Below are 22343 nucleotides of genomic sequence, written 5' to 3' on the forward strand. Positions count from 1 at the left end.
ATGCGGCTACTATTGGTAACCAGAGGGATTCCCGGCTCTGGTAAGTCGACGTTTCTCGCGGAGCAGGGGCTTGATACCTATACCTTGTCGCCGGACACGATACGATTGATGCTGGCGTCGCCGCAGCTGATGATTGACGGACAGACGATTATGCCGTCGCGTCAAGACGCAATGGTGTGGCGGTTGCTACACGAGATGCTGGAGCAGCGGATGACGCGGGGTGAGACGACGGTGGTTGATGCAACACACACGACGCCAAATTATTTCAAGACGTATGGCGAGCTGTGTCGGAAATATCGCTACCGGCTGGTGGTGATTGATTTTGCTGATGTGCCGCTGGCGGTGTGTCAAGAGCGTAACAGGGAGCGGCCGAGCCATAAGGTGGTGCCAAGTAGTGTGCTTGAACGCATGCATCGGCGGCTGCAGCAAAGTTCACTGCCGAAATGGGTGACGGTGGTGCGGACGGCTGAGGAGGTGAATCAACTACTTACTAATCAGCCGGAGAATGTTGATAGGTATCGGGCGATTCATCATATTGGCGATGTGCAGGGGTGCTATACACCACTCAAGGAATATTTCGAGCGGTATCCGCTTCGGGATGATGAACTGTATATTTTTGTCGGTGACCTGTTGGATCGCGGCACGGAGAATGATGCGGTGGTGCGATTTGTTTGTGACGAGTTGCTTGACCGACCAAACGTGCGGTTCGTCGAGGGCAATCATGAGCTATATCTCTGGCAGTGGGCGACTGACCAGCCGGTTGCGGCGCGGGTATTTAGTGAACAAACGCAGCCACAGCTGGAGGCAGCAGGCATCGATAAGCGCAAGGTAGCGCGGCTGCTACGGCGGATGGATCAATATATTTTGTATCAGTTTCGAGGCCAAACAGTCTTGGTGACACATGGCGGGCTTAGTACATTGCCGGAGCAGCTACCATTGGTGGCGACCAACCAGCTGATCCACGGTGTGGGGGCCTATGACGAGGCTGGGGCGGTGGACGATGCATTTATGGCACAGACTGACGACGCGACGTTTCAGGTTCACGGACATCGCAATAGGCAAAATTACCCCACGCGGTACAACGAACGTTGCTACAATTTGGAGGGAAAGGTTGAGTTTGGCGGCGAGCTGCGAACGGTGCGGCTGGACGAGAACGGCATGATGCCGATCGCTATTCAAAACCAACGAGCAGCAGCGCGGCTGTATCCGGAAAACGCAGCGTTCCTAAGCCAGCTGCGACAGAATCGCTACATTCGTGAATCAATTCTGCCGGGCGACATCAGCTCGTTTAATTTCAAGCCCGAGGCATTTTATCGCCAGGCATGGACGACGCAAACGATGCGGGCGCGCGGACTATTTCTCAATACGCTGACAAACGAAATCGTGATTCGGGCCTATGATAAGTTTTTTAACATTGGTGAGCGACGCGATACTGAACTAGCGGCGCTGGAGCAGACGATGGTCTTTCCGGTGCGGGCGTGGGTGAAGGAGAATGGCTTTTTGGGGTTGGTCGGGTATGATTCGGCGGCGGGTGGGCTGGTGATCGCGTCAAAGTCGACGACCGAGGGTGACTATGCGGCAGCCTTTCGGCGAGAGTTTTTGGAGCAATTTCGAGACAAACTGCCATACGTCACTGATTATCTGCGCAGTCATAATGCGTGCCTGTTGTTTGAGGTGGTGTTGCCGCGATTTGACCCACATATTATCGCCTATGAATCGAACAAGTTGGTACTGCTCGATATCGTCAAGCGGCAGGTTGCATACGAGGCGGTCGACCGGCAGGAGCGGGAGCGATTTGCGCGCGAGATCGGGGCGGACAGCAAGCGTCTGGCGGCGGAGTTTTCATCGTGGGGCGAGTTTGCGGCGTGGTTTGATCAGCTTCAAGGCATGGCGTATCAGTGGCAGGGCGAGTGGATTGAGGGTTTTGTAATTGAAGATGCTGGTGGCCATCAGGTTAAGATCAAGCTTGATTATTATACCTTTTGGCGGCAGATGCGAACAGCGCTGGCGGCACTGCAGGCTGGTCGGCAGCCATCAACGAGGCCCGATTGTCCCGATCCGGCGCTGGCGGCGCGGGTAATTGAATATATGCGGCAGCTACCCGCCGAGGAATTAGCGCGGATGGACATCATCGCGCTGCGGCGACGGCTTGAGTAGGCGAGGGGTTGGTCTATTGTTGCACGCAGAGCGGTCTGGTACAATCTTGACATAAGCATAACGGAGGGGGCGCTTATGTGGAAACGTATTATTAGTGTTATTGGGGCTACGTTGGCGGTGTGCATCGCGGTGCCGGCGACGGCTGGAGCGGCTTCTGAGTATGATGATATTATCAACAAGGTTTCAACGAAAACACTGATTCATCACATTGATAATTATTCAGGTAAAACCTGTGGAAGTCCTGATGACGATTACGCGAAGAAATGGCTGTTTGCCTTTAAGCAAAAGAGATACTATCAAGGCGACCCCAAAGATCATCAGGCAGCGGTAGAAAGTTTAGAGCGCGCTATGTCGTCGCCAAAGGGTGCGTACGCGATTGTTTATGAGCAGAATAACAAGCATAACGACACGTCAAACCCATATTTCATAAAAGTTTTTTGGACAGAGGACGGCAAAGACGACTATACGTATCGTTTTTATAAAAATCATCAAATAAGTGGAATTTATCTTACAAAAAAAGAAGGTGATCGGTCAAAGCTCTATGTCGCTACCGTTGCCAGCCCTAAGTTGATTTTAGGAGGTGGTAATGGTAGTAATTGTGCCCCTGAATACTTGTGGGGATATAAACATTCGCAGGCTTTTGTATCTGATATGAATATATCTGTAGGATCAAATAAAAAACTCTTCACGTCTACGTTTCCTGTTAACTATCCAAGTGGCTATGCAGGCCCCAAGTTTCCGGACAATCGCTCAGCGATCGGATGGTGGCCAGACTCGTCTCAATATGATGATTTTACAGACAAAATAACAGTAAAAAAATTAATAAATTACATAAATTATCACAAGAAATTTTGTGCACCATCAGACTATTCTAACAGTTGGTTTACAGCGTTTAAGTATCCCAATATTCCTGACAACCATAAGTATCATAAAAGTTATATGGCAAGTCTCGAACGGGCGATGGCGACAGGAGCGTATGCTGTTGCTTATGAACAAACTACGGTTAATGGTAAAACAGTAAACCCCTATTTCATAACGGTATTTTGGTCGGAAAATAGAAATGACTTTCATATTAAGTTTTACGGTGATGCTCCGTACAGAATTGCTACCATTACACATAAGTGGGGCAGCAGTGCAAAGTTGTACGGTATGATCGCAGGTAGCACTGGACCGCTCTGGGGACGTGGCGGTTGTGAAGTTGAGTTTTTGCAGGGAAATTATCTAAACGGCTATATACCTACTGCTCGGTTTAACGAGTCGTATATACCGTTGAGCGGTGGCAATAATATGAAAATCTTCACCTCAACCTTTGACGTCGAATATCCAGACGGTTACAAGGGTAAGCCGATTCCTGGCGATCGACGCAATATCAAGTATCTCGCCCTCGGCGACTCCTTCTCCAGCGGCGAAGGCGACACTGATAAAAATCCAGCGACTGGCCGGAAGTATTATCGCCAGTGGACGGATGTGAAAGAAGATAAGGCGAAGGGTGCGCCAAGGGAAAAGTGCCATGTCAGCACGCGTTCGTATCCGTACAAGCTGGCGAACTGGATGGGGCTGGGTAGCGGCCCGTCGGCGGCGTGGGCGTCGGTTGCGTGTAGTGGGGCGACGGTGTATGACATGAATTGGGACAACTCGGGTGGCTATGAAGGGCAGGACAGCCCGCTCGGGCGGCTGCACGGTTATGACAACAAAGGAGTGTTGCAGAAGATGGCGCTCAACGAGATGATTCCAGGGCGCGTCAAGCAAATCGAGTTCGTGAAGAAATACCAACCAAAGGTGATCACGCTGACGGCGGGCGGGAATGATGTGGATTTTGGAGGGAAATTATTCAGCTGCGTTCCGTTCCCCAATACGTGCACCTGGGCAAAGATAGAGTGGCGCAACAAATTGAAGAGTGACATTGTAAATCAATTCGACAGACTAAAAACTTTGTATGAAGAACTCAGGAAAGCTTCCGGTAATAAAGCAAAAATTTACGTATTTGGATATCCACAATTCGTAAATGGCGCTCCAGATGCGCCATGTTTTGGGCGCGGTCTTCTCTTTTTAGACGCAAGGGAGCGTGAGATGATTACAAATTCTGTAACTTACCTTAATAACACTATTAAACAGGCTGCGAAAGCAGCTGGTGTCAAATATGTTGATATAGAAAACGCTTTTGGAGATCACTGGCTTTGTGGTAACGGTGACAGACACGTTAACCCACTCTTGCTGAATGAGATGATTGTTAGTAGAATTCCAGATCTTCGACTTCCTTGGGTAGAGTTTCAAGAAAGCTTCCATCCAAACGCCAAAGGCCACGCCGATATTGCTCGTGCTTTTAGGAAAGAGCTAGGTGGCGTTAATCCTGCAGACTATAAAATCTGTAAAAATGACGCGACAACTTGTCCTGACAACTCTGCGACGAAGGATAATATACCAGCACCTCCCTATTTTAACGTTGCTAATGAACAGGAAGACATAAAGTTTACTTATTATAAACTATCCAACGGGACAGCAACAAAAGTTCAAGAAAAATATATAGAGATCAAAACATCCAGACGCCCGTACAAGCCCTGGAAAAAGGTATACGTAAAGATTTACTCTGAGCCAAGAGATTTGGGCGAGATTGAAGCTGATAAGAATGGTGAAATTAATGGATCTGTGGCGCTGCCTGAGGATTTGCCCGCTGGATATCACACGCTGGTGGTGTCTGGCGAGGCTCCAGATGGCAAGAAGCAGGAACTGTACCAAACCATTCTCATTAAAGGTCCAAACCCCGAGGATATTGATGAAAATGGTACGCCGGACAAACTTCAACCCTGCGGGGCTTTCGCTCAAGCTGCTAATAAAGACGAAGACCTTGACGGCATCGACGACGCCTGTGACCCCGAAGTCACCGACCCTATCCTCTACACTGCTCGCAACGGTAAATCGTCGCTTGGCGAGGATGAGGATCGGATTTATCTCTTTCGCAATACGCGAGCAGCTAATCTGACTGGTGTCACAAACGATTACGTTGACAAGTCAAAAAACCAGAACAACACTGATGCGCTGGTTGGGCATACTTTAAGCGAAGAGACACGCGGACTTGCATTCAATAAACTGGTCGTTATGAAAGAAGCTGACGGTGATATCAAAAAAGGAACGCCGATTATCCTCGCCAAAGACGTAAGCGAAAAATGCTACGCCCTAAAACCAGAAGACCATCTATCACCAGCACTCAAACCAGGAGTAAAAGACTACAAGCTACGAGGATTAATAAAACTAAATACACTACCGAAGGGGGTGAGTTGTGAAGAATAAGAAAGCCATAAAGTACTCAATCATACTGTATACTGGTATACTGTCGGTTTTAGGATTGTGCCAGTTTCTAGGCATACCAAACCTTGATACAGCTTCAAGACACGACAGGATGTTGCTGGGAGCGACTATATGGTGGTTGGGTGTGGCCGGGGTTATCATAAATGTGATTATTGCAATAAGGCTTAGAACATTGAGGACCCTGGCTATTGTCCTGCTAATGTTGTGTATCGTGTTTGGCTTGGTTGGTGGTTTTCATTATTATCTAGCAGTTAATTGGAAATGGGGTTGATCCGTGAAGAATAAGAAAATAATTGTGGGATTATCAATTATTGTCCCAATGTTAATATTGTTGCTAGAATACTACATAATCGGTCCGCTATTGGCTGATGGTGTCAGTATATTTGTTGCACAATGCTCGTTGCTGGCTTTGAGTGCTATATTTATGATAGCGGGCATTGTCATTTTAGTGAGAGCTTCTGGGGGTTATAAATTTTGTTGTGTGCCCAGTATCGTCGCCAGCTTATTACTCGTTTTTGGATATTTTTTGTCCGAGGCTGTAAAAGAGATACGGTTCTAGTGAGCTTGGAAAGTAAAATGTGTTATGTTCAACAAGGCGGGCTGTGAAGAAAAATAAGATTGTAAAATACGCCTTGATAGCATATACGTGTTTGTTGGTAATAATGGCATTTTGCCTATTCGCGGGAATACCGAATCTAGACATGAATCCGAGGCAAGTTAACTCACTGTTAGGGATCATTCTTGTGTGGGCAAGTGTGATCGGTATAGCTATAAACCTGCTCACGGTAATTTTTATAAAAAGTCTACGCTCCATTGCCGTGGTGCTGCTCATCGTATGCACATTTGCACTGGCAGAAGGATGTTTTCATTATTTTTGGTTTTCACAGCCATTCGCAGGGGGACTGTGAAGTAGTGCATGGCTAATCACTCTATGAAGATTAATAAAACTAAACAAGCTACCGAAGGGGGGTGGTTGTGAAAAAGAATAAAAAGATAACGCAGAATATATTATTGACGGCCGTTATGGCTACCATGCCGTTACTCGTGGTGCGAGGTGATACATATCAGATAGGGCTGATTATAGAATGTATTGCCGCCGTGATTAGTCTGTTATTATTGTTTACTTCTGCGAATAGAAGAAAGAATTTTCCACTTTCACATCTGGCGGCTATTTTATGGCTATTTGTCCCCGTGTCATTTTTGTTTCTACTGCAAACATCCTTGTTTGGGGGCGGTTTTGAGGGGCTTTCTAATTGGGCAAAAACCGGACTCATAGTTGGTATCGTCGCTATAATATTGACAAGTATTCAGCTGTTCAGAGTGAATCGTTGATGGAGTTTGACGGGGCTAATTGTGAAGAATAAAGACAATACATCAAAAGTCGGGACCGTGACAGTCGCTCAGATTTTCTTTGCTATACTGGCGATAGTGCTGTGTGGCTGCCTTGTTTACGGATATAGCGGAGTATATATTTCTGATTCTATGTCAGATATTCTCATCAAGAGCATGACAGCTGGTTCAGTAGTATTATTTATGGGCTCTGCTTGTTTGGCGATTATTGTAAAAAATAGAACTCGATGGATATGGGCTGCTGTTACTGGGTTGCTTATTGTGATTTTGTTATTTCTTATACATGAGCTCGGTAACTTAAGGTTTCAATTTTGAACTAGGTATTGATAAATTAAATAAACTACCGAAGGGGGTTAATTGTGAAGAATAAAGAAATAGTTAATGATAATATATCTGGTAAGTTAATAAATAAAAAATCTATCAGTAAAAAAAGACGGGTTGCTGGTCTGTATATTCAAACGTTCACCGGACTTCTAGTCGTATTCTGGTTATATAGCTGGATGGTAGCGAATCTAATAAGTGACCAAACCTCTATGCTCTATAAGATTATAGCAGGAGTAGTAATTTTGTGCTCGCTTATAAATGTCTTCCTACTTAAAAAATGGTGGCAACGACTTATCTGGGTGTTTATTGTTCTTATTTTTGTCGCAATCTTAACTTATTGGATTGGTTGGGATTTACATAGTGATATACGTTTTTAGCGGTGAGAAAAAGAGGAGAATATGTGGCTATGGTCTACGAGTCTCAGGATATCGACGAAAACGGTACACCAGATAAAAATCAACCCTGCGGAGCCTTTTTGAAAGCTTCAGGAAAAGACGAAGACCTTGATGGCATCGACGACGCCTGCGACCCTGAAATTACCGACCCAATTCTCTATACAGCCCGCAATGGTAAACCAGAGCTTAACGAAGATGAAGAAGATGATAAAGGTAATAATATTTCAAAAGGCATGCCTATAGTTTTGGTAAAAGACATAAACGAAAAGTGCTATGCCCTAAAACCAGAAGACCACCTATCACCAGCACTAAAGCTCGGATTAAACGGTTACAAACCACGGGATTAATAAAATAAATAGACTACCGAAAGAGGTGAGTTGTGAGAAATAAATTTAGATGCAATGATTTGGCGGCTACTTAGTCGCGGTGATAGGTTGATTAACTAACACAACCGATTTATCATGAGGGGTAGGTTATGAAGGATAATGTAGCGACGACGGACAAGCCATATTTAAGCGATACGGTCGTGATTTTACTGGTAGTCGCACCGATAGCTTTGTGCATGCTGCTCTTTATTGTGACGAGGTGGGATACGTGGTGGATTCGTGAATATCATGTTACTGAGATAGCAGCAATGGCGCTGCCGATGCTGTTGTCGGCGGCGGGAGTGTGGATGGTGGTGTGGCTGCGGGGTGTATATAAACTCTGTGCGTTCAGTAGCCTCGCGGTAGCGGCGTTGTTCTGGCTGGCGTTCCTCTATAAGCTATCGCAGTGATTTTTTACGACTTTCGCGGTACTTGGTGCGGCGATTGATAGTCATAAGAATTGTGCCGCAGATGAAAAGTGGTGGTGCGCAGAATAGGTATACAAACTCTCCCAATCCATCAGCCAGAAAGCAATTACCTATGGAAAATCCGCTACCGCAACGCCCAGGAATACCCCACCCGCCGATCGTCATGTCGAGGAGCAGTATCAGTATTGCGAGGTAAAACAGGATGCCTGTTATGACAAGTGGCCATCGATTGCACAGGTTCTGACAGCGGGCGGTGATTGACCGGTCCGTTATCCCTATCATCAGCAGGGTGATAAGCATGGCGACAATGAACCACATTGAGTCGTGCAGATAGTAATCATAATAATAGTCGGGCGGGCCAAATTGGTCGGAGTTGAGCTTGTGTAGGTGGTCACTATGGGCAGTTGCAAGCACAAAAACGAGGATCGTCAGGCCGTAGATAGACCAACGTATAATGCGGGTGGCAATTGATTTTTTTGATGTAGCATTTTCACTCATCAATGGTCACTTTCAAAAAATCGCCGTTTCTTTTCGAGCCACGCGTCTGATTGGCGGACGAGTTTCTGGCTATCCGCGGGGTCTTTGAGGAGTGGCTTGATGGCTTCCTCGAGGTAGATGCCGCCCTGGGAGCCTTTGAATAGGAAGGTGGTGTCTTTGTTGGCCAGGCGAGCGAGGAGCTTGGCAGCCTCGGTGGCCTTGGCGAACGAGGTGACGGTGCAACCGTTTTGGCGAGCGGCTGGAGCGAGGAATTGCTCGGCCAAGCGGCCAACGGTGATGACGTGGTCAAGCTGTTTCGGGTCACACAGCGCGCCGATGGCAGCGTGTTCATCGGCTGCGGTCTGGCCCAGCTCGTTCATGTCGCCAAGGACGGCGATCTTGGTTTTGGCGGGTAGCTGGTAAAGTGTCGTCAGGGCAGACTTTACGGCGAGGGGGCTGGCATTATATGAGTCGTCGATGATGGTCGCATCGTTGATGCCAGGCAGAATATTCATGCGGCCGCTGACTGGTGTGAAATTCTCGAGCATGGTCATCACACATTCAATGTCAAGTCCAAGCTCTAACGCCACCGCCGCTGCGCCGCCGGCAACGCGGAGTTGATGCACGCCGACCACAGGGATGATGAATGGACGTGAGGTTTGGTCGGCGTGGATGAGCTGGCACCGAAAGCCCTTGCCGCTGGTAAATTTACCGATAGCCATCTGGTAGTCGGCGCCTGGCTCAGTGCCATAGGAAATGATTTGGCCGCAATCGGCGAAGTCCACGAATTCGGGGCGAATGTCATCGCGGTTGTAGATCACTTTTTCGCTATATTCAGCGAGCGCGAATTCCTCGCGGGCGACGGTTTCTAGTGAGCCGAAAAACTCCATATGCTCAGGCGCGATGGCGGTGACAATGGTAATGTCAGGGCGAATATAGCGGCCGAACGCGGCCATTTCGCCGGGGTGATCAATGCCGAATTCTTGGACAACAACGTCGATATTATGCTGGCGGCGGGCGGCCTGGCGGGCTCGGCCCAAGACCGACAACCAATTCCATACCGAGCGGGGGTTCTGCGGTGAGTCAACACCGAGAATTTCCAGCGGCGCGCTAAACTCGGCGTTGAAGTTGCCGCGGTTGGTGCGGACTTTATAACTGGAGTTTAGGACGCTGACGAGGGTTGATTTGGTAGTGGTTTTGCCGACGCTGCCGACGACGGCAACGAGCTTGATGTGTGGATTATGCAGGAAGAATGTAGTGACAGAGCGGGCGAGAATGCGCGAGATGAGGGTTTTGAAGAGTCTCATGAGTATAGTATAGCATCTTTTGAATATGGGTAGTGAATCAGGAACTTGATTTTTTATCAAGTTTATGCTAATATTCATGCTAGTTATGCTTAATCATGAACGGACACCAGCACGAAGATTGGCACCACCCCGTTGGGGTCGGGTGGACGACCTATTGTATGCTGTCACAAAAACACCAGAATACCAAGAAATAGTCGATGGAGTGAAGTCTCAAGGGGCTGAGCAACAGCTAGTACAAGAGAGTAATGCCGAAGAGTGGGGTGTACACCTCATCGAAAGTTTGCCTAGTGCACTGCGCGGGAGAGCAGTTGCTATTATGGCTGCAAAAGCCGTATCGGAGCGAGTGGGGCAAACCCACAAATACGAGAGCGATCAAACTCGCCAATTAGCGCTCGTAGCAGCGATACCAAATTGGCTGTTAGCGCAGCGACAGCTTGATCAGCATGGCGACACAATGAAGCGTCCTGAGAAAAAGAAATTACTTGGTCCAATAATAGCATTTAACCATGCTCTTCGTAAGATAATCGACGCGGAGCAATGTTCAGGGATGCAGCAGTTGATTAATTTTGTTAATAACATTGTTTTAATGATGGGCGAGGGTGAGGAGGTTGTTCGATATGCAGAAAATGCAGCACGAATAACCCTCGTTGGTATGAGGCAGGAAATTGCAGCAGAGAGCGTCCTAAGTTCAATGCAAGAAGTGCACGGCATCAGGGGTGCAAACGATGAGGAAGAACTGGGCGGTATAGATATTGTCGTGACTTATAAGGGTGTTGAGGTTGGGATTGATATTAAATCAAGTCAAGCTACCGCTAATCAAGCAAATAAAATTGCTAGAGAACATGGAGATGCTGAGTACATGGCGGTATGGTCTGGGTTTACTGGTCGTGATTTTGGTGACAAGCTCATTTTGGAGAATTGGCAGCTTAGAAACAAACAAGACTATTACCGCTCCGTTATGGATGTAGTAATTCAGCAAGCTGGGCATAATGTTGCTTAATATATCAGAATAGTTTATAATACTGAAGATGACTATACGTTCATATGATATTATCACCCCTGACCCAGACTTGGACCCGGAAGTATTTCTGAGACAACAATATATAGAAGCGCTCAAGCGTAGCACTGAGATACCTGGTAAGTTAGGCGCGGTTGCACTTTGGTTGGTTGTGACTCCTAACTCTGATGGTAATGAGTTGGCTGCGCGGCGACACGAACAGGACGGTAGTGCTGAGACAATTATGCTAAATGCAACCATGGTGCTTGATTCAACGGGTTTTGATGAGTCCTCTATTCGAGCGACTGGAGATGTTACGGTCGGGACAGAGAAAGCAGTTTGTGGCTGGGGGAGGCTTGAAAAAGATGAGAATGATCAATTAAAACTGCATGTTAATGAAGAACTGGCGAACCTGGAGGAACCAGGTGAGGCGGCTATGGAGTTCAATTTCTAGCACTCACACTTGACGAGTGCTAATTTGGTGCGGTACAATGGGTGTATTGTTAACGAAATGGAGGATGATATGGATACACCTATCAAGCCTCTCGGCGACCGCGTGGTAGCGGTGCGCGAGGAGGCGAAGACGCAGACGGCTAGCGGGATTTATTTACCGGACAACGCCAAGGAGAAGCCAGTGGTGGCTGAGGTTAAAGCAGTTGGCGGCGACGTCAAGCATGTCAACGTGGGCGATAAGATTGTGTATAAGGAATATTCGACCACGGACTTGAAAATTGACGGTACGGAATATTTGATCGTCCGCGAGGAAGATATTTTAGCAACGGTTGTTTGAGAAAAGGGGAGTTTTTAGTATGGCAAAAAAAGTTTTTTACGATGATGATGCACGCGCTCGCGTATTGGGCGGTGCCGAGGCGCTATATAATGCCGTTAAGGTAACCTACGGGCCAAAGGGTCGCAATGTGGTGATTGCCAAGGGTTTTGGCGGGCCGACGGTGACGCACGACGGCGTAACAGTGGCGGAAGGCATTGAACTGGGTGAGCAAGACGACGAGACGCTAGGTTACAAGGTTGGTGCTGATCTGATCAAGCAGGCGGCCAAGAACCTGAACAAGCAGGCTGGTGACGGTACCACGACCGTGACGGTGCTAACCTATTCGATTTTGAAGGAAGCTAACCGGCTGATCGCAGCGGGCCACAACCCGATGGAGCTGCGAAAAGGCATCGAGCAGGCTGGCGCGGAAATCGTCAAAGAGCTGAACAAATTAGCTGAGCCAATTGAAGGTAAATCTGACCGCGTGGCAGAAGTGGCAACCATTTCGGCGGGCGACGCGGAAATTGGTAAATTGATCGCTGGTGTCATCGAGAAGGTTGGCAAAGACGGCGTGGTAACGGTTGAGGCTGGCCAAGGTTTGGAGTTGGAGGCTGAGGTTGTTGAAGGCTTTAGTTTGGATAAGGGCTGGGTTAGTCCGTTCTTTGTCACCGACACTGGTCGGCAAGAGGCGGTTTATGAAAAGCCAGCGATTTTGATCACCGATAAGAAAATTTCTAGCGTGCAAGAATTCTTGCCGATGCTGGAGAAATTGGCACAAAGTGGTAAGAAGGATGTAGTGCTGATCGCTGATGAAGTTGAGGGTGAAGCGCTGAGTATTTTGGTACTCAACAAATTGAAGGGTGTGTTTAACACCGTGGCGGTCAAGGCGCCAAGCTTTGGCGACCGCCGTAAGGAGATTTTGCGCGACATCGCGGTGCTGACCGGCGCAACGGTGATTTCTGAAGACCATGGGTTGACGTTTGAGAATGCTGGCCTGGAGGTCTTGGGTTCGGCACGCAAGGTGATTGTCGGCAAAGATGAAACCACCATCGTTGAGGGCGCGGGCAAGCCGTCAGCCGTGAAGGAGCAGATCGCTCAGATTAAGGCACTATCTGACAACGCTTCTAGCGAATACGAAAAAGAACAATTCGACAAGCGAGCAGCGGCGCTATCTGGCAAGGTGGCCGTTATCAAAGTCGGCGGCGCGACCGAGACAGAAATTGACGAAAAGAAATTCCGCGTGGATGACGCCGTGGCAGCGACCAAGGCAGCCTTGGCCGAGGGCATCGTCGCTGGTGGTGGTGTGACCTTGGTGAATTTGGCTGGTGGACTGAAAGTGAGCGGTGCAGATAGCATCGCGGCTGGTCGGCAGATTCTAAAGGATGCCTTAAAGCAGCCATTCCTACAGATTATGCGTAATGCTGGCTTGAACGCCGACGCGCTGCTGGCGCAAGTCGAGGCGGGCAAGGCTGGCTGTGGCGTTAATGTCATGGATCCGGAAGCAGGCCTGGTGGACGTTAAAAAAGCTGGCGTTATCGACCCAGCGCGCGTCACCAAGGAAGCGGTGCAGAACGCGGTATCTATCGCCTCAACCGCAGCAACCATGGGCGCACTGGTCGTCGACGTACCAGAGCCAGAAGCTCCAGCTGCGCCTGGTGGCATGCCGGGTATGGGGATGATGTAGCGGCTCCAGGTACATCGTTAAGAAGGGAACTCCTCGCTGGAAACGGCGGGGAGTTTTAGTGTGTAAATGAGGATGTCTTTATCTCTGCTATTTGGCAGCCCCAAATAGCGCCTGCATGGCTTTTTCACCCAGCTGATAATTCCGCACAAATACCCACAGCTGGTTGCCGTAGTCGAAGTGCCACCATTCATGGGGATTGACCGTAAACCCATAGGCGGTCAGCAGATTATACAGAAAGCGACGATTTCGCTGAGCGGTTATATCCTCGTCCGCCAGTGGCGTTGCTTGCTCAAAATAATCAGGATTATTGCGCTGCCCGGTGTCACCGTCTACATGACCCATGTCAATAAAGCTGTCTGCTACAAAGTCTGGTGTCCAGGGGCTCGGTTTGGCGCGCAGGCGGATGTCAATCGCTCCGCCTGTTGCGTGCGGTGATGGATTATCGGTAGTCGAAGGTTTGGCTATGATCTCGTCGCGCCGTTTGTAGATATCCTCTTCTTGGAGATTAGGTTTGCTGCGTCGAATGCTATTTGGTATGAGTTGGTGATATAGTGATGACTGCATGTCAGTGGAGCGTAGCCCCTCCTCAACATATACCTCCACGGCACTACCAAAAAATTTGGTAACTTCGGGGCTTTGGAGAAAGGTGTTAATGTCCGCCAGTTTTCTCGCAACCGATTCTCGGACGTAGATTGATTTGTTGACGCCAGCAATGCTTGCGCCGGTCGTAGCATTGCGCCGAGAATAATAAGATTGGCCGGCAATACCATGGCTGACTAGGTCAACCAACGGTTCTTGACGTAGTTCATGAAGTAAGCCGCTGCTCACTGCAAATGGAATATCGCGATAGCCGATACGCATTTTGGCGTCGCGTAGTTCGGTCATGTCTGGGATGGCGGTTTCGGCGTACTGTCGTATACGGCGCTGGTTCTCGATACGGGTCTCGGCCTTGACTAAAAGATTGACGTAATAGGCGTATACTTTGACAATTTCATCGATGACTTGCTCGGGCTGCTGTATAGCACCACCTGCGAGGCGATCGGTTTTTTGTGGACCAAATGCAACGACATCCGTGTTGTTTTCGAGCAGAAAGGTATCCAGTCCCGCTAGTTCCTGATACGGTATCCAAGTATCGTGCGAGACGATTGCCACCTTGCTGCCCTCGTCGAGTAGAGGAAAGGCAGCCCTAAAGGTTTCTTGGGTATTGGCACGACGCGGCTTACTGCCATCGGGCATGGTACGGTTGCTGTCAATTGGAGCCGACAAGACGCTGAGACTGATAATTTGCATGCCGTGTAGCGTTGATATTCTCGCCCACCCCTGACGTACTTTGGTCAAATCATTACTTTCGTATGGAGTTGGGAGTGTGCTTTCTTCCCAAGAAATGTCCCCCAAAAGGGATGCTGCAGCGCCAAGACATAGTTCAAATTCAGTTGTATCGCTTTTAAAACTCTGTGCTTCGGCTCGCTCGCGCTCTGCTTCAGTGGTTGGACGGTCACAGGTGGTGAGGATAATTTCTGAGGTGTTGATTTTACCTTCTTGTATCGCCGTGAGGGCACCGAGTAGGCGGATACCATTAGTGGCACCAGCTCCACCTGGTACAATGATTGCAGATACATCACCGATAGGCTGCATGTCGCGGGGTAGAGCAACATCGAGTTGTCTACCACTATGTTCTAGCTTTTTGTCAAGTTCTTTGTGAAGAAAGCCCAGCTTGAGAGCTGCATTGCGGATGGCTGTATGATCAGCGGAGGTTTTAGCAATATCTGAAAAATCTTTGACGCCACCGCCGCGCAGCCCGAGCATGTCACGAACAAAGGGGGCGTCGTAACTTGGCATGTCATACAGGCCTGATAATTGGTCTGGGGATTGCTGGTTGAGGAGGCCATGGAGTGTTTCTTCATAGAGCTGGAGTTTTGCCGCGACATCCCGCACAGTTTCTGGACTGACGCTTGATGTTTCAGAAACAGGACGATACCTGTCGCTACGCTCCGATGCAACTAAAGACATGTCTGAATTTTACAATAAAACTAATAAATTAGCAAATTATACACGAATGATGAGTCTCAGCTTTGCGACAAGAAATCAATTTCCTTGATAATATCAAGCAGCGCCTGCGCTTTGCGAGTCTCGTCGGGGATGGCGATGGCAGCTTCGTGTGCTGGGGCGATTAGCGAGGTGTCGTCAGTCGAGCGCAGTAGCAGGAGGTAAGTGTCGAACTTTTCCTCGGGCGAGACGTTGAGCTTGCCAACTAGTGGCCGAAGCTCGCTGAGAGCATTTTGCTTGATATCATCAAGCGACATATCGGTCGGGGTGGTATATGACCGGCTAGTGCTGTCGGTGGTTGGCCGTGGTGCTGGTGCGGCTGTACTGGGCGGTGTGGTGGTTTGCGGCTTGGCCGGGCGGCCTGTTGTGTCGGCGCTCTGTGCACCAGTCTCTTCAAACCGTAGATTGTCATCACTGCCACCAGAGACGCCCGCCAGCACGCTAGCTAGATCTTGATCGCTGTTGACTTGTCCGCTGTCTTGAATTGTCATACCCCACCTCTTTTCACATTACGATTATGCTTGCTTTCTATGCTATACTGTAACACAGGAAAAGGAGGAATTTCAAGATGCTTGACGATAAAAATCTTTTAGCGCAGCGCGATCCGGGTAGTACACGAACGAGTGCGGTGGCGGTAACGATGCAGACGGACTTTGTGGTCGAGGTGGAGTCACCGGCGAGTCCCGGTGAGGTGGCTGATGTGGTGCTGGCGGGTATGGGCGGCTCGGCGCTGGCAGCGGATATGGTCAAGGTGCTGACGGCGGATCGGGTCACGGTGCCACTTGAAGTGACAAAGGGTTATCAGTTGCCGAATTTTGTGAATGAAAAAACACTAGTTATTGCTATCAGCCACTCGGGAAACACCGAGGAGACGATGAGTTGCTATCAGCAGGCTCGTCAGCGCGGCTGTCAGTTGGCGGTGATGGCGACGGGCGGAAAATTGTTTGCGGCGGCCGAGGCAGATAATCTGCCGCGGGTGCGCGTTCCGTCGGGCGGTCAGCCGCGGATGTCAACGATTTATCATTTGCGCGGGTTGCTAAAGCTGCTCAGTCAGTTTGAGGTGATTGACGATAGTCTGTACCAAGCAGTGGCAGCTAGTGGTACGTGGCTGAAGGATCAGCTGAGCCAGTGGGCTGAGGAGGTGCCGACGGCGGATAATTATGCCAAGCAACTGGCGCTCAAACTGATTGGCTCGACTCAGGTGTTTTATGCGGGCGAGTTGACATGGCCGCTGGCGTATAAGTGGAAGATTAGCTTTAATGAGTCAGCGAAAAATGTGGCGTTTTGGAATCAATATCCGGAGTTCAGCCACAATGAGTTTATCGGCTGGTCATCACATCCGGTCGATAAGCCATATAAGGTCGTGGATTTTCGGAGCAGCCTTGAGCGTCCACGAATCCGGGAGCGGATGGAGCTGACCGATCGGTTGCTGTCGGGTATGCGCCCGAAGGCCGAAGTAGTCGAGCTACAGGGCGAGACGCTGCTTGAGCAGCTACTATGGGGTCTGGCGCTGGGTGAGATTGTCAGTATTTATGCGGGTATTCTCAACGGTGTCAATCCAGAGCCAGTGGCGCTGGTGGAGCAGCTAAAGAGAGAATTGTCGTAGGCTCATTTGGGCCGGAGAATAAAAAAGTGGCGCCCGGGGAGCGGGGCGTCGCTTTTATTTAGAATCAGGCAGACTTATTAGTGGCGCAAGCTCTCGATCGGGTCTTTACCGGCAGCGCGGCTGGCTGGATAGATGCCAAAGAGCATGCCGATGATCAGCGCTCCGCCGATAGTCAGGGCGGCTGCTTGCCATTCGAGAACCGGGGTGAACGGTAGGTACATACCGAGGAGGAACGACGCGCCGAGGCCAATAACGTAGCCGAGAATGCCGCCAAATAGACCGATGATGGCTGATTCGATGAGGAATTGGGCGACGATGGTGCGGTTGGTGGCGCCGACGGCTTTGCGGATACCGACTTCGCGCTGACGTTCAGCGACCGAAACTAGCATGATGTTGGTGATGCCGATACCGCCGACCAATAGCGAGATGCCGGCGATGACTGCCATGGCTGTCGAGAGCGCGTTCACCAGGTGGGAATTCGGTGCGGTGATGGCTTGGCCGACCAAGGTGTGGTAGTCGGTATCGCCCTGATGCTGCTGGGCGAGGACTTTTTTGGCTGCATCAATTTTGGTTTGCAACGCCGTGCCGTTGTCGGCAGTGATGAGGATTTGCTGGATCTGGGCGGTGTTTTGGGTGAACTTTTTGCTGACGGCTAGCGGTAGGATGATGGAGCGATTAAAATCAACACCGAGGTAACTAGGCGCAGTTTCCGGCTCGTCGAGGACGCCGACGACTGTCAGTGTCTCGCCGCGAAGCTTGAGGACGCTGCCGAGGGATTTTTCGGTGCCGAATAGGTCAATTGACAGCTGCTTACCGATCACGACGCCGTTGGCCTCGTCAATGAATTGTCCTTCGCGCAACTTGAGACCAGCGAGTTTCGCCAGTTCGCCCGAGCTACCGGTAACAGTGATGTGCTCCAGCTTCGTCTTACCGTCCGGTGTCGATACGTTAGTGTGAAACGTTGCCAGCGGTGCGGCGCTGTTGTTGGTCGCCTTGGCAATTTCTCGGGCGTCCTGTTCGGTCAGGGTGTTCACCATCTGGGCGGCGTGTCCGGAGTTGAGTGATAGTAATGAATCTGGCCGTGCCTCGCTACCAGACCGAATTAGCGCGGTGGTATCAGAGATCTTGGCAGACTGATCGCCAAAGAGGCGGCTCGTGCCGGTCAGTAATGACAGGATAATAGTAATGCTGGCGATGCCGACCATGATGCCAAAAATTGATAGGTAGGTGCGGACTTTATTTGACTTGAGTGATTCAGTAGCGTTCTCGAAGTGATTATTGAGGAGCATTGTCATGACTTTTTCGTGGCTTTCCGTTCTTTTTTGACTGGTTTCTTGGTTGATTTGGCGGCATCAGTTTTTGCGTCGTCGGCTTTATCGGACTTAGGGGTGGGTTTCTTTTCGGTCGATGGAGCAGCTGTTTTTGCGGCATCAGAATCTACTGATTTTTTACCATGGCTGCTGTCGGCTTTAACAGTCTTTGTGGTTATTTTGGCCAAGGTGGCGCCAAGCGGTCGCTTTGGCGGGAGGTCATCCGGGGATTTCACTGGGCTAGCAGGTTTGTCAGGGGTGGTGGCTGTGGCTGCTTCTTTGGTTGTCGGTTTCTCGGGAGCGGTTTTTGCTGGTTCGGCCTTTTCCTCTTTCTCGGCTTTAGTGGTTGCGGTGTGTGTCGGCGTTGAACTCACTGGGGTTGCTGGTTGGTCATCACCGCCCAGCTTTTGCTTAAAGATCTTCTTGATATGGTGCGTATCAGTATCAATGCGCCCATCGAGCATAGAAATCACCCGGCTGGCATAGGACAGCAGCTCTGGATTGTGCGTCACCATGATAATCGTGTTGCCTCGTCGATGAATATCGGACAGCTCCTCCATGATGATGTGGCTGGACTTGGAGTCGAGGTTACCGGTCGGCTCGTCGGCCAGGATGATTGATGGACTATTGACTAGTGCTCGGGCGATCGCTACACGCTGAACTTGACCACCGGATAATTGATGCGGCAGATAATATTCGCGCTCGCCCAGATGGAAGTTGCGCAAAATTCGGCTGGCTTCTTGGAGGCGCTTGGTCTTGCTAATGCCCTTATAAGTGAGCGGCAGAGCAACGTTATCAATCACCGTCAGGCGTGGAATGAGATTGAAATGCTGAAAAATAAAGCCAATATCGCGCGAACGAATCGTGGCGTGGTGGGTCGCCGTCAGATCCTCGACTGGTTTATTGTCGAGGTAATACTCGCCCTCTGAGGGGTGGTCGAGCAGCCCGAGGATGTTGAGCAGAGTAGTCTTGCCGCAGCCAGACGGGCCGACGATGGCGATAAACTCGCCCTTTTTGACCTCGAGATTGACATTGTCCAGCGCCACCTGCTCGGCGTCACCAAAGCCAAATCGTTTGGTTACATTAGTAAGTTTAATTCGCGTTGAAGGATCGTTCATCATTGCTTTTCATTATAGACAAAAAGCCGCCTTGGTTGCAACCGCTAGCGGACTTTCTGTTATAATATGCATCATGGAAGGATGCAGGAGTGGTTGAACTGGCACGCCTGGAAAGTGTGTAGGCTCTTCACGGGGCCTCCGGGGTTCGAATCCCCGTCCTTCCGCCAAGAGATATTTGAGAGGGCATTATGGAAATATACGAACATCATACAGAAAAGCGTATAGAAACAAGAGAACATTATACGTACTTAATCAATATTTTGATAGGCGCATATAATGCTGGTAAGCTACCAGAGATAAAAGATATTATTATCGAACCTGAATATGGGTATGTGGCGTCAATTAAGTATAATTCTGGAGAACACAGAGTTTTATATGGACATGATCCTGGGTTTAATTCAGGAAGCGCAGAGCAATTAGCTAATGATAAGGGGTATACAAAGTTTTTGCTTAGAGAAAATGGCATAGATTGTGCAAGAGGTTCTGAATTTCTTTTACCTTGGTGGGCGGATATGCTGCGTCAATCAGACCGTCAGCAGTTTAATCACTCTATGCGTGACACAAAAGAAGCCCTTGGCTATATTGATGAATCTTTAGGATTTCCTGTCTATATTAAACCTAGCAGAGGTTCTCAAGGAGTTGGTGTAGCTAGAGTTGAAACCGCTGAAGAACTTGATAAGCTTCTTAACCAGTATAACGAGGAGCGCGTTAAAGTAGCTGTCATTGAAGAAGAATTAAAAATGCCTGACTATCGCATATTGGTTTTTGATGATGAGGTAGTTAATGCCTATGAGAGACGACCTTTTTCTGTTAAGGGTGATGGAGTAAGTAATTTAGAACAGCTAATTGATTTGAAACATAAGACCTTGGTAGATTCTGGTAGAGATATACATTTTGAAAGGCAGCTACCTATAATTATGAATAAATTGGGGAAAATGGGTCTGTCTATGACCGATATTATACCGAAAGGCACAGATGTTCGTTTGATGGATATATCAAATTTATCAGCAGGAGGAACGCCAGTTGATGTCGGTGAAGTTATGCATCAACGGTGGCGAGATCTAGCTGTCAGGGTGGCAAGAATCTTTGATTTACGAATATGTGGGGTTGATTTGGCGTGTAAGGATATTACGCAATCAGATAGCGAATACGGCGTAATAGAGGTAAACGCAACGCCTGGTGCCAAACAATTTATGGCAAGCGGCGTGGCTCAGCAGGAAAAGCTAGAAGATATTTTTGTTAAATTCTTCCGAACATTATAATGATCTACCTTGCCGCAAATTCACTCACCAAATAAAACGACCCGGTAACAACGACGTACGTATCGAGTTGCCGGGCCTTCTTGATAGCTTTCGCGAGAGCCTTGTCTGTATTATGTTCAATCTCGACTGCAGATTTCATGACATGGCGGATAATTTCCGGCGGCATGTTGCGGTGATTTTTGCCGTAATTGGTGCTAAATGTGGTGGCGTAGGTTAGTTGCGCCAGGTTGTCAATTATAGCAAGCGATTCTGCTATTGATGACTGCTTATTTTGCCCGAATGCTACTACGAAGATAGGCTTTTTATCCGGATACAATTTTCGTAATGAATCAACCAGGGCGCGGATTTTCTGGGGATTATGCGCAACATCAAATATGATGTTAACTCCATCAACATTGCGCCTCTCTAACCGTCCGGGAATAGTGATATACACGGATTTTTCCAGAACTTCTTTTGGTAGGAACGGCTTTTTATCTAGTGCCAGCCGTTTTTCAACGGCGCGGTACGCCAATGTCCAATTCCGCTGCTGAAAATCCGGCAGTATTTTCAGAAAATCGTCAATAATTGGCGAAGCAATTGATAATTGTGCGTTCTGTGCATCTGTTTGCTTCTGAACAACTACTTCAACGTCAGAAGCTTGTCGGTTCATCACGACTGAATCGCTTTGATGGATAATGCCAGCTTTTTCTTGGGCGATTTCTGTCAGAGTATTGCCTAATAATTTCGTATGGTCTAGTCCGATATCAGTGATGACGCGTACAGTTGGCGAACGGAAAATCACGTTGGTTGTATCTAGCCGACCGCCAATCCCAACCTCAATTATGATATAATCAACATCGATTTTCTTAAATAGCCAAAAACTAAAAATCGTCAAAAATTCAAAATATGACAAGTGCAGTTTGTTCGCCTCGTAGAAGTCGGTGAACTTTTGGAAGTAATGCAAATATTCTTGTTCAGGCAGCGGCTGTCCGTTGATTAGCGAGCGCTCGGCGACGCTGGCGATATGCGGCGATACTAACGTGCCAGTAGTATGACCAGCCCGGTTCAGTAAACTGGTAGCATAATAAGCAGTTGAACCCTTGCCGGAGGTGCCGGCGATGTGGATGGCGGGAATTTGACTTTGCGGACTACCAAGAATTTCCAGAATATGCGCTACATACGCCAGCCGATCATGCTTTTCGGGCGGATGGGCGATTAACTTGTCCAAAAAATAAGTGGCGTCGCGCATTGAGGCAAATTTCATACCATATCTGATTATAGCAAAAATAGGTTGTAAAATTTACCAAATGTCTTGAAAAACACTATATGTAGCGGCTATAGTTAGTGTTGTACGCTATATATGTAGCGAACCCATAAATAAACAAAAAGGCAAATTATCCAAATGAGCCACCAGATGGGGTACTGGCGGCTGATTTTTAGCAGGGCAAATTAAGGAGGGTACA

At 48.8% G+C, this 22343-nt stretch carries 20 protein-coding genes and 1 tRNA gene; 14 read left to right on the plus strand and 7 right to left on the minus strand.

Features of this window, described 5'->3' with window-relative positions:
- The 7 genes from GWK76_00180 to GWK76_00210 all read left to right on the plus strand — a co-directional run bounded on the left by GWK76_00180 (position 1) and on the right by GWK76_00210 (position 8307).
- Complete coding sequence (locus GWK76_00180) at positions 1–2157, plus strand: AAA family ATPase (GenBank protein ID QHU91761.1); 2157 nt, start codon at positions 1–3, stop codon at positions 2155–2157.
- 75 nt (positions 2158–2232) lie between these two features.
- The gene (locus GWK76_00185) at positions 2233–5445 is read left to right on the plus strand and encodes a hypothetical protein (protein QHU91762.1); all 3213 of its coding nucleotides are present in this window, start codon (positions 2233–2235) and stop codon (positions 5443–5445) included.
- Between the two features lie 993 nt (positions 5446–6438).
- Positions 6439–6795, plus strand: a complete 357-nt coding sequence (locus GWK76_00190) for a hypothetical protein (protein QHU91763.1) — start codon at positions 6439–6441, stop codon at positions 6793–6795.
- 21 nt (positions 6796–6816) lie between these two features.
- Complete coding sequence (locus GWK76_00195; protein QHU91764.1) at positions 6817–7128, plus strand: hypothetical protein; 312 nt, start codon at positions 6817–6819, stop codon at positions 7126–7128.
- A gap of 44 nt (positions 7129–7172) precedes the next feature.
- Entirely contained in the window at positions 7173–7514 is a 342-nt protein-coding gene (locus tag GWK76_00200; GenBank protein ID QHU91765.1) for a hypothetical protein, read from the plus strand.
- Between the two features lie 29 nt (positions 7515–7543).
- Entirely contained in the window at positions 7544–7879 is a 336-nt protein-coding gene (locus tag GWK76_00205; protein QHU91766.1) for a hypothetical protein, read from the plus strand.
- A gap of 128 nt (positions 7880–8007) precedes the next feature.
- Positions 8008–8307, plus strand: coding sequence for a hypothetical protein (locus tag GWK76_00210; protein ID QHU91767.1), 300 nt, complete (start codon positions 8008–8010; stop codon positions 8305–8307).
- On the opposite strand, the gene GWK76_00215 is transcribed toward GWK76_00210, so the two are convergent.
- Together GWK76_00215 and GWK76_00220 are read right to left on the minus strand one after the other, a co-directional pair.
- Positions 8296–8823, minus strand: a complete 528-nt coding sequence (locus GWK76_00215; GenBank protein QHU91768.1) for a hypothetical protein — start codon at positions 8821–8823, stop codon at positions 8296–8298. The two genes, GWK76_00210 and GWK76_00215, sit on opposite strands and share 12 nt — an antisense overlap.
- The gene (locus tag GWK76_00220) at positions 8823–10109 is read right to left on the minus strand and encodes a hypothetical protein (protein ID QHU91769.1); all 1287 of its coding nucleotides are present in this window, start codon (positions 10107–10109) and stop codon (positions 8823–8825) included. The genes GWK76_00215 and GWK76_00220 overlap by 1 nt, the downstream gene beginning before the upstream one ends.
- Positions 10110–10251: 142 nt before the next feature.
- Between GWK76_00220 and GWK76_00225 the strand changes: the two genes are divergently transcribed.
- From GWK76_00225 to groL, 4 genes are all read left to right on the plus strand, one after another.
- Complete coding sequence (locus tag GWK76_00225; protein QHU91770.1) at positions 10252–11109, plus strand: hypothetical protein; 858 nt, start codon at positions 10252–10254, stop codon at positions 11107–11109.
- A 28-nt stretch (positions 11110–11137) separates the two neighbouring features.
- Complete coding sequence (locus GWK76_00230; GenBank protein ID QHU91771.1) at positions 11138–11560, plus strand: hypothetical protein; 423 nt, start codon at positions 11138–11140, stop codon at positions 11558–11560.
- A gap of 69 nt (positions 11561–11629) precedes the next feature.
- Entirely contained in the window at positions 11630–11896 is a 267-nt protein-coding gene (locus GWK76_00235) for a co-chaperone GroES (protein ID QHU91772.1), read from the plus strand.
- A gap of 19 nt (positions 11897–11915) precedes the next feature.
- Positions 11916–13559 (plus strand): chaperonin GroEL, encoded by a 1644-nt coding sequence (gene groL / locus GWK76_00240; GenBank protein QHU91773.1) that lies wholly within the window; start codon positions 11916–11918, stop codon positions 13557–13559.
- Between the two features lie 87 nt (positions 13560–13646).
- On the opposite strand, the gene GWK76_00245 is transcribed toward groL, so the two are convergent.
- Together GWK76_00245 and GWK76_00250 are read right to left on the minus strand one after the other, a co-directional pair.
- Positions 13647–15569 carry a hypothetical protein gene (locus GWK76_00245; protein QHU91774.1) on the minus strand — a complete coding sequence of 641 codons (1923 nt, stop codon included), beginning with the start codon at positions 15567–15569 and terminating at the stop codon, positions 13647–13649.
- 56 nt (positions 15570–15625) lie between these two features.
- Positions 15626–16096: a hypothetical protein gene (locus tag GWK76_00250; protein QHU91775.1), complete on the minus strand. Its 471-nt coding sequence runs from the start codon at positions 16094–16096 to the stop codon at positions 15626–15628.
- Between the two features lie 77 nt (positions 16097–16173).
- On the opposite strand from GWK76_00250, the gene GWK76_00255 reads away from it, so the two are divergent.
- Positions 16174–17211 (plus strand): hypothetical protein, encoded by a 1038-nt coding sequence (locus tag GWK76_00255; GenBank protein QHU91776.1) that lies wholly within the window; start codon positions 16174–16176, stop codon positions 17209–17211.
- A gap of 77 nt (positions 17212–17288) precedes the next feature.
- On the opposite strand, the gene GWK76_00260 is transcribed toward GWK76_00255, so the two are convergent.
- Positions 17289–18506: an FtsX-like permease family protein gene (locus GWK76_00260; protein QHU91777.1), complete on the minus strand. Its 1218-nt coding sequence runs from the start codon at positions 18504–18506 to the stop codon at positions 17289–17291.
- Positions 18503–19639: an ATP-binding cassette domain-containing protein gene (locus tag GWK76_00265; GenBank protein QHU92543.1), complete on the minus strand. Its 1137-nt coding sequence runs from the start codon at positions 19637–19639 to the stop codon at positions 18503–18505. The genes GWK76_00260 and GWK76_00265 overlap by 4 nt, the downstream gene beginning before the upstream one ends.
- 75 nt (positions 19640–19714) lie before the next feature.
- Between GWK76_00265 and GWK76_00270 the strand changes: the two genes are divergently transcribed.
- Positions 19715–19806 (plus strand) — tRNA-Ser (locus GWK76_00270).
- A 21-nt stretch (positions 19807–19827) separates the two neighbouring features.
- Entirely contained in the window at positions 19828–20901 is a 1074-nt protein-coding gene (locus tag GWK76_00275; GenBank protein QHU91778.1) for a hypothetical protein, read from the plus strand.
- A 4-nt stretch (positions 20902–20905) separates the two neighbouring features.
- Here the strand turns inward: GWK76_00275 and GWK76_00280 are convergent, their stop codons facing one another.
- The gene (locus tag GWK76_00280; protein QHU91779.1) at positions 20906–22144 is read right to left on the minus strand and encodes a hypothetical protein; all 1239 of its coding nucleotides are present in this window, start codon (positions 22142–22144) and stop codon (positions 20906–20908) included.
- Positions 22145–22343 lie beyond the last annotated feature (199 nt).

It is taken from the genome of Candidatus Saccharibacteria bacterium oral taxon 488, from assembly GCA_010202465.1.
In the GTDB taxonomy this organism is placed as follows: Bacteria; Patescibacteriota; Saccharimonadia; order Saccharimonadales; family Saccharimonadaceae; genus Nanosynbacter.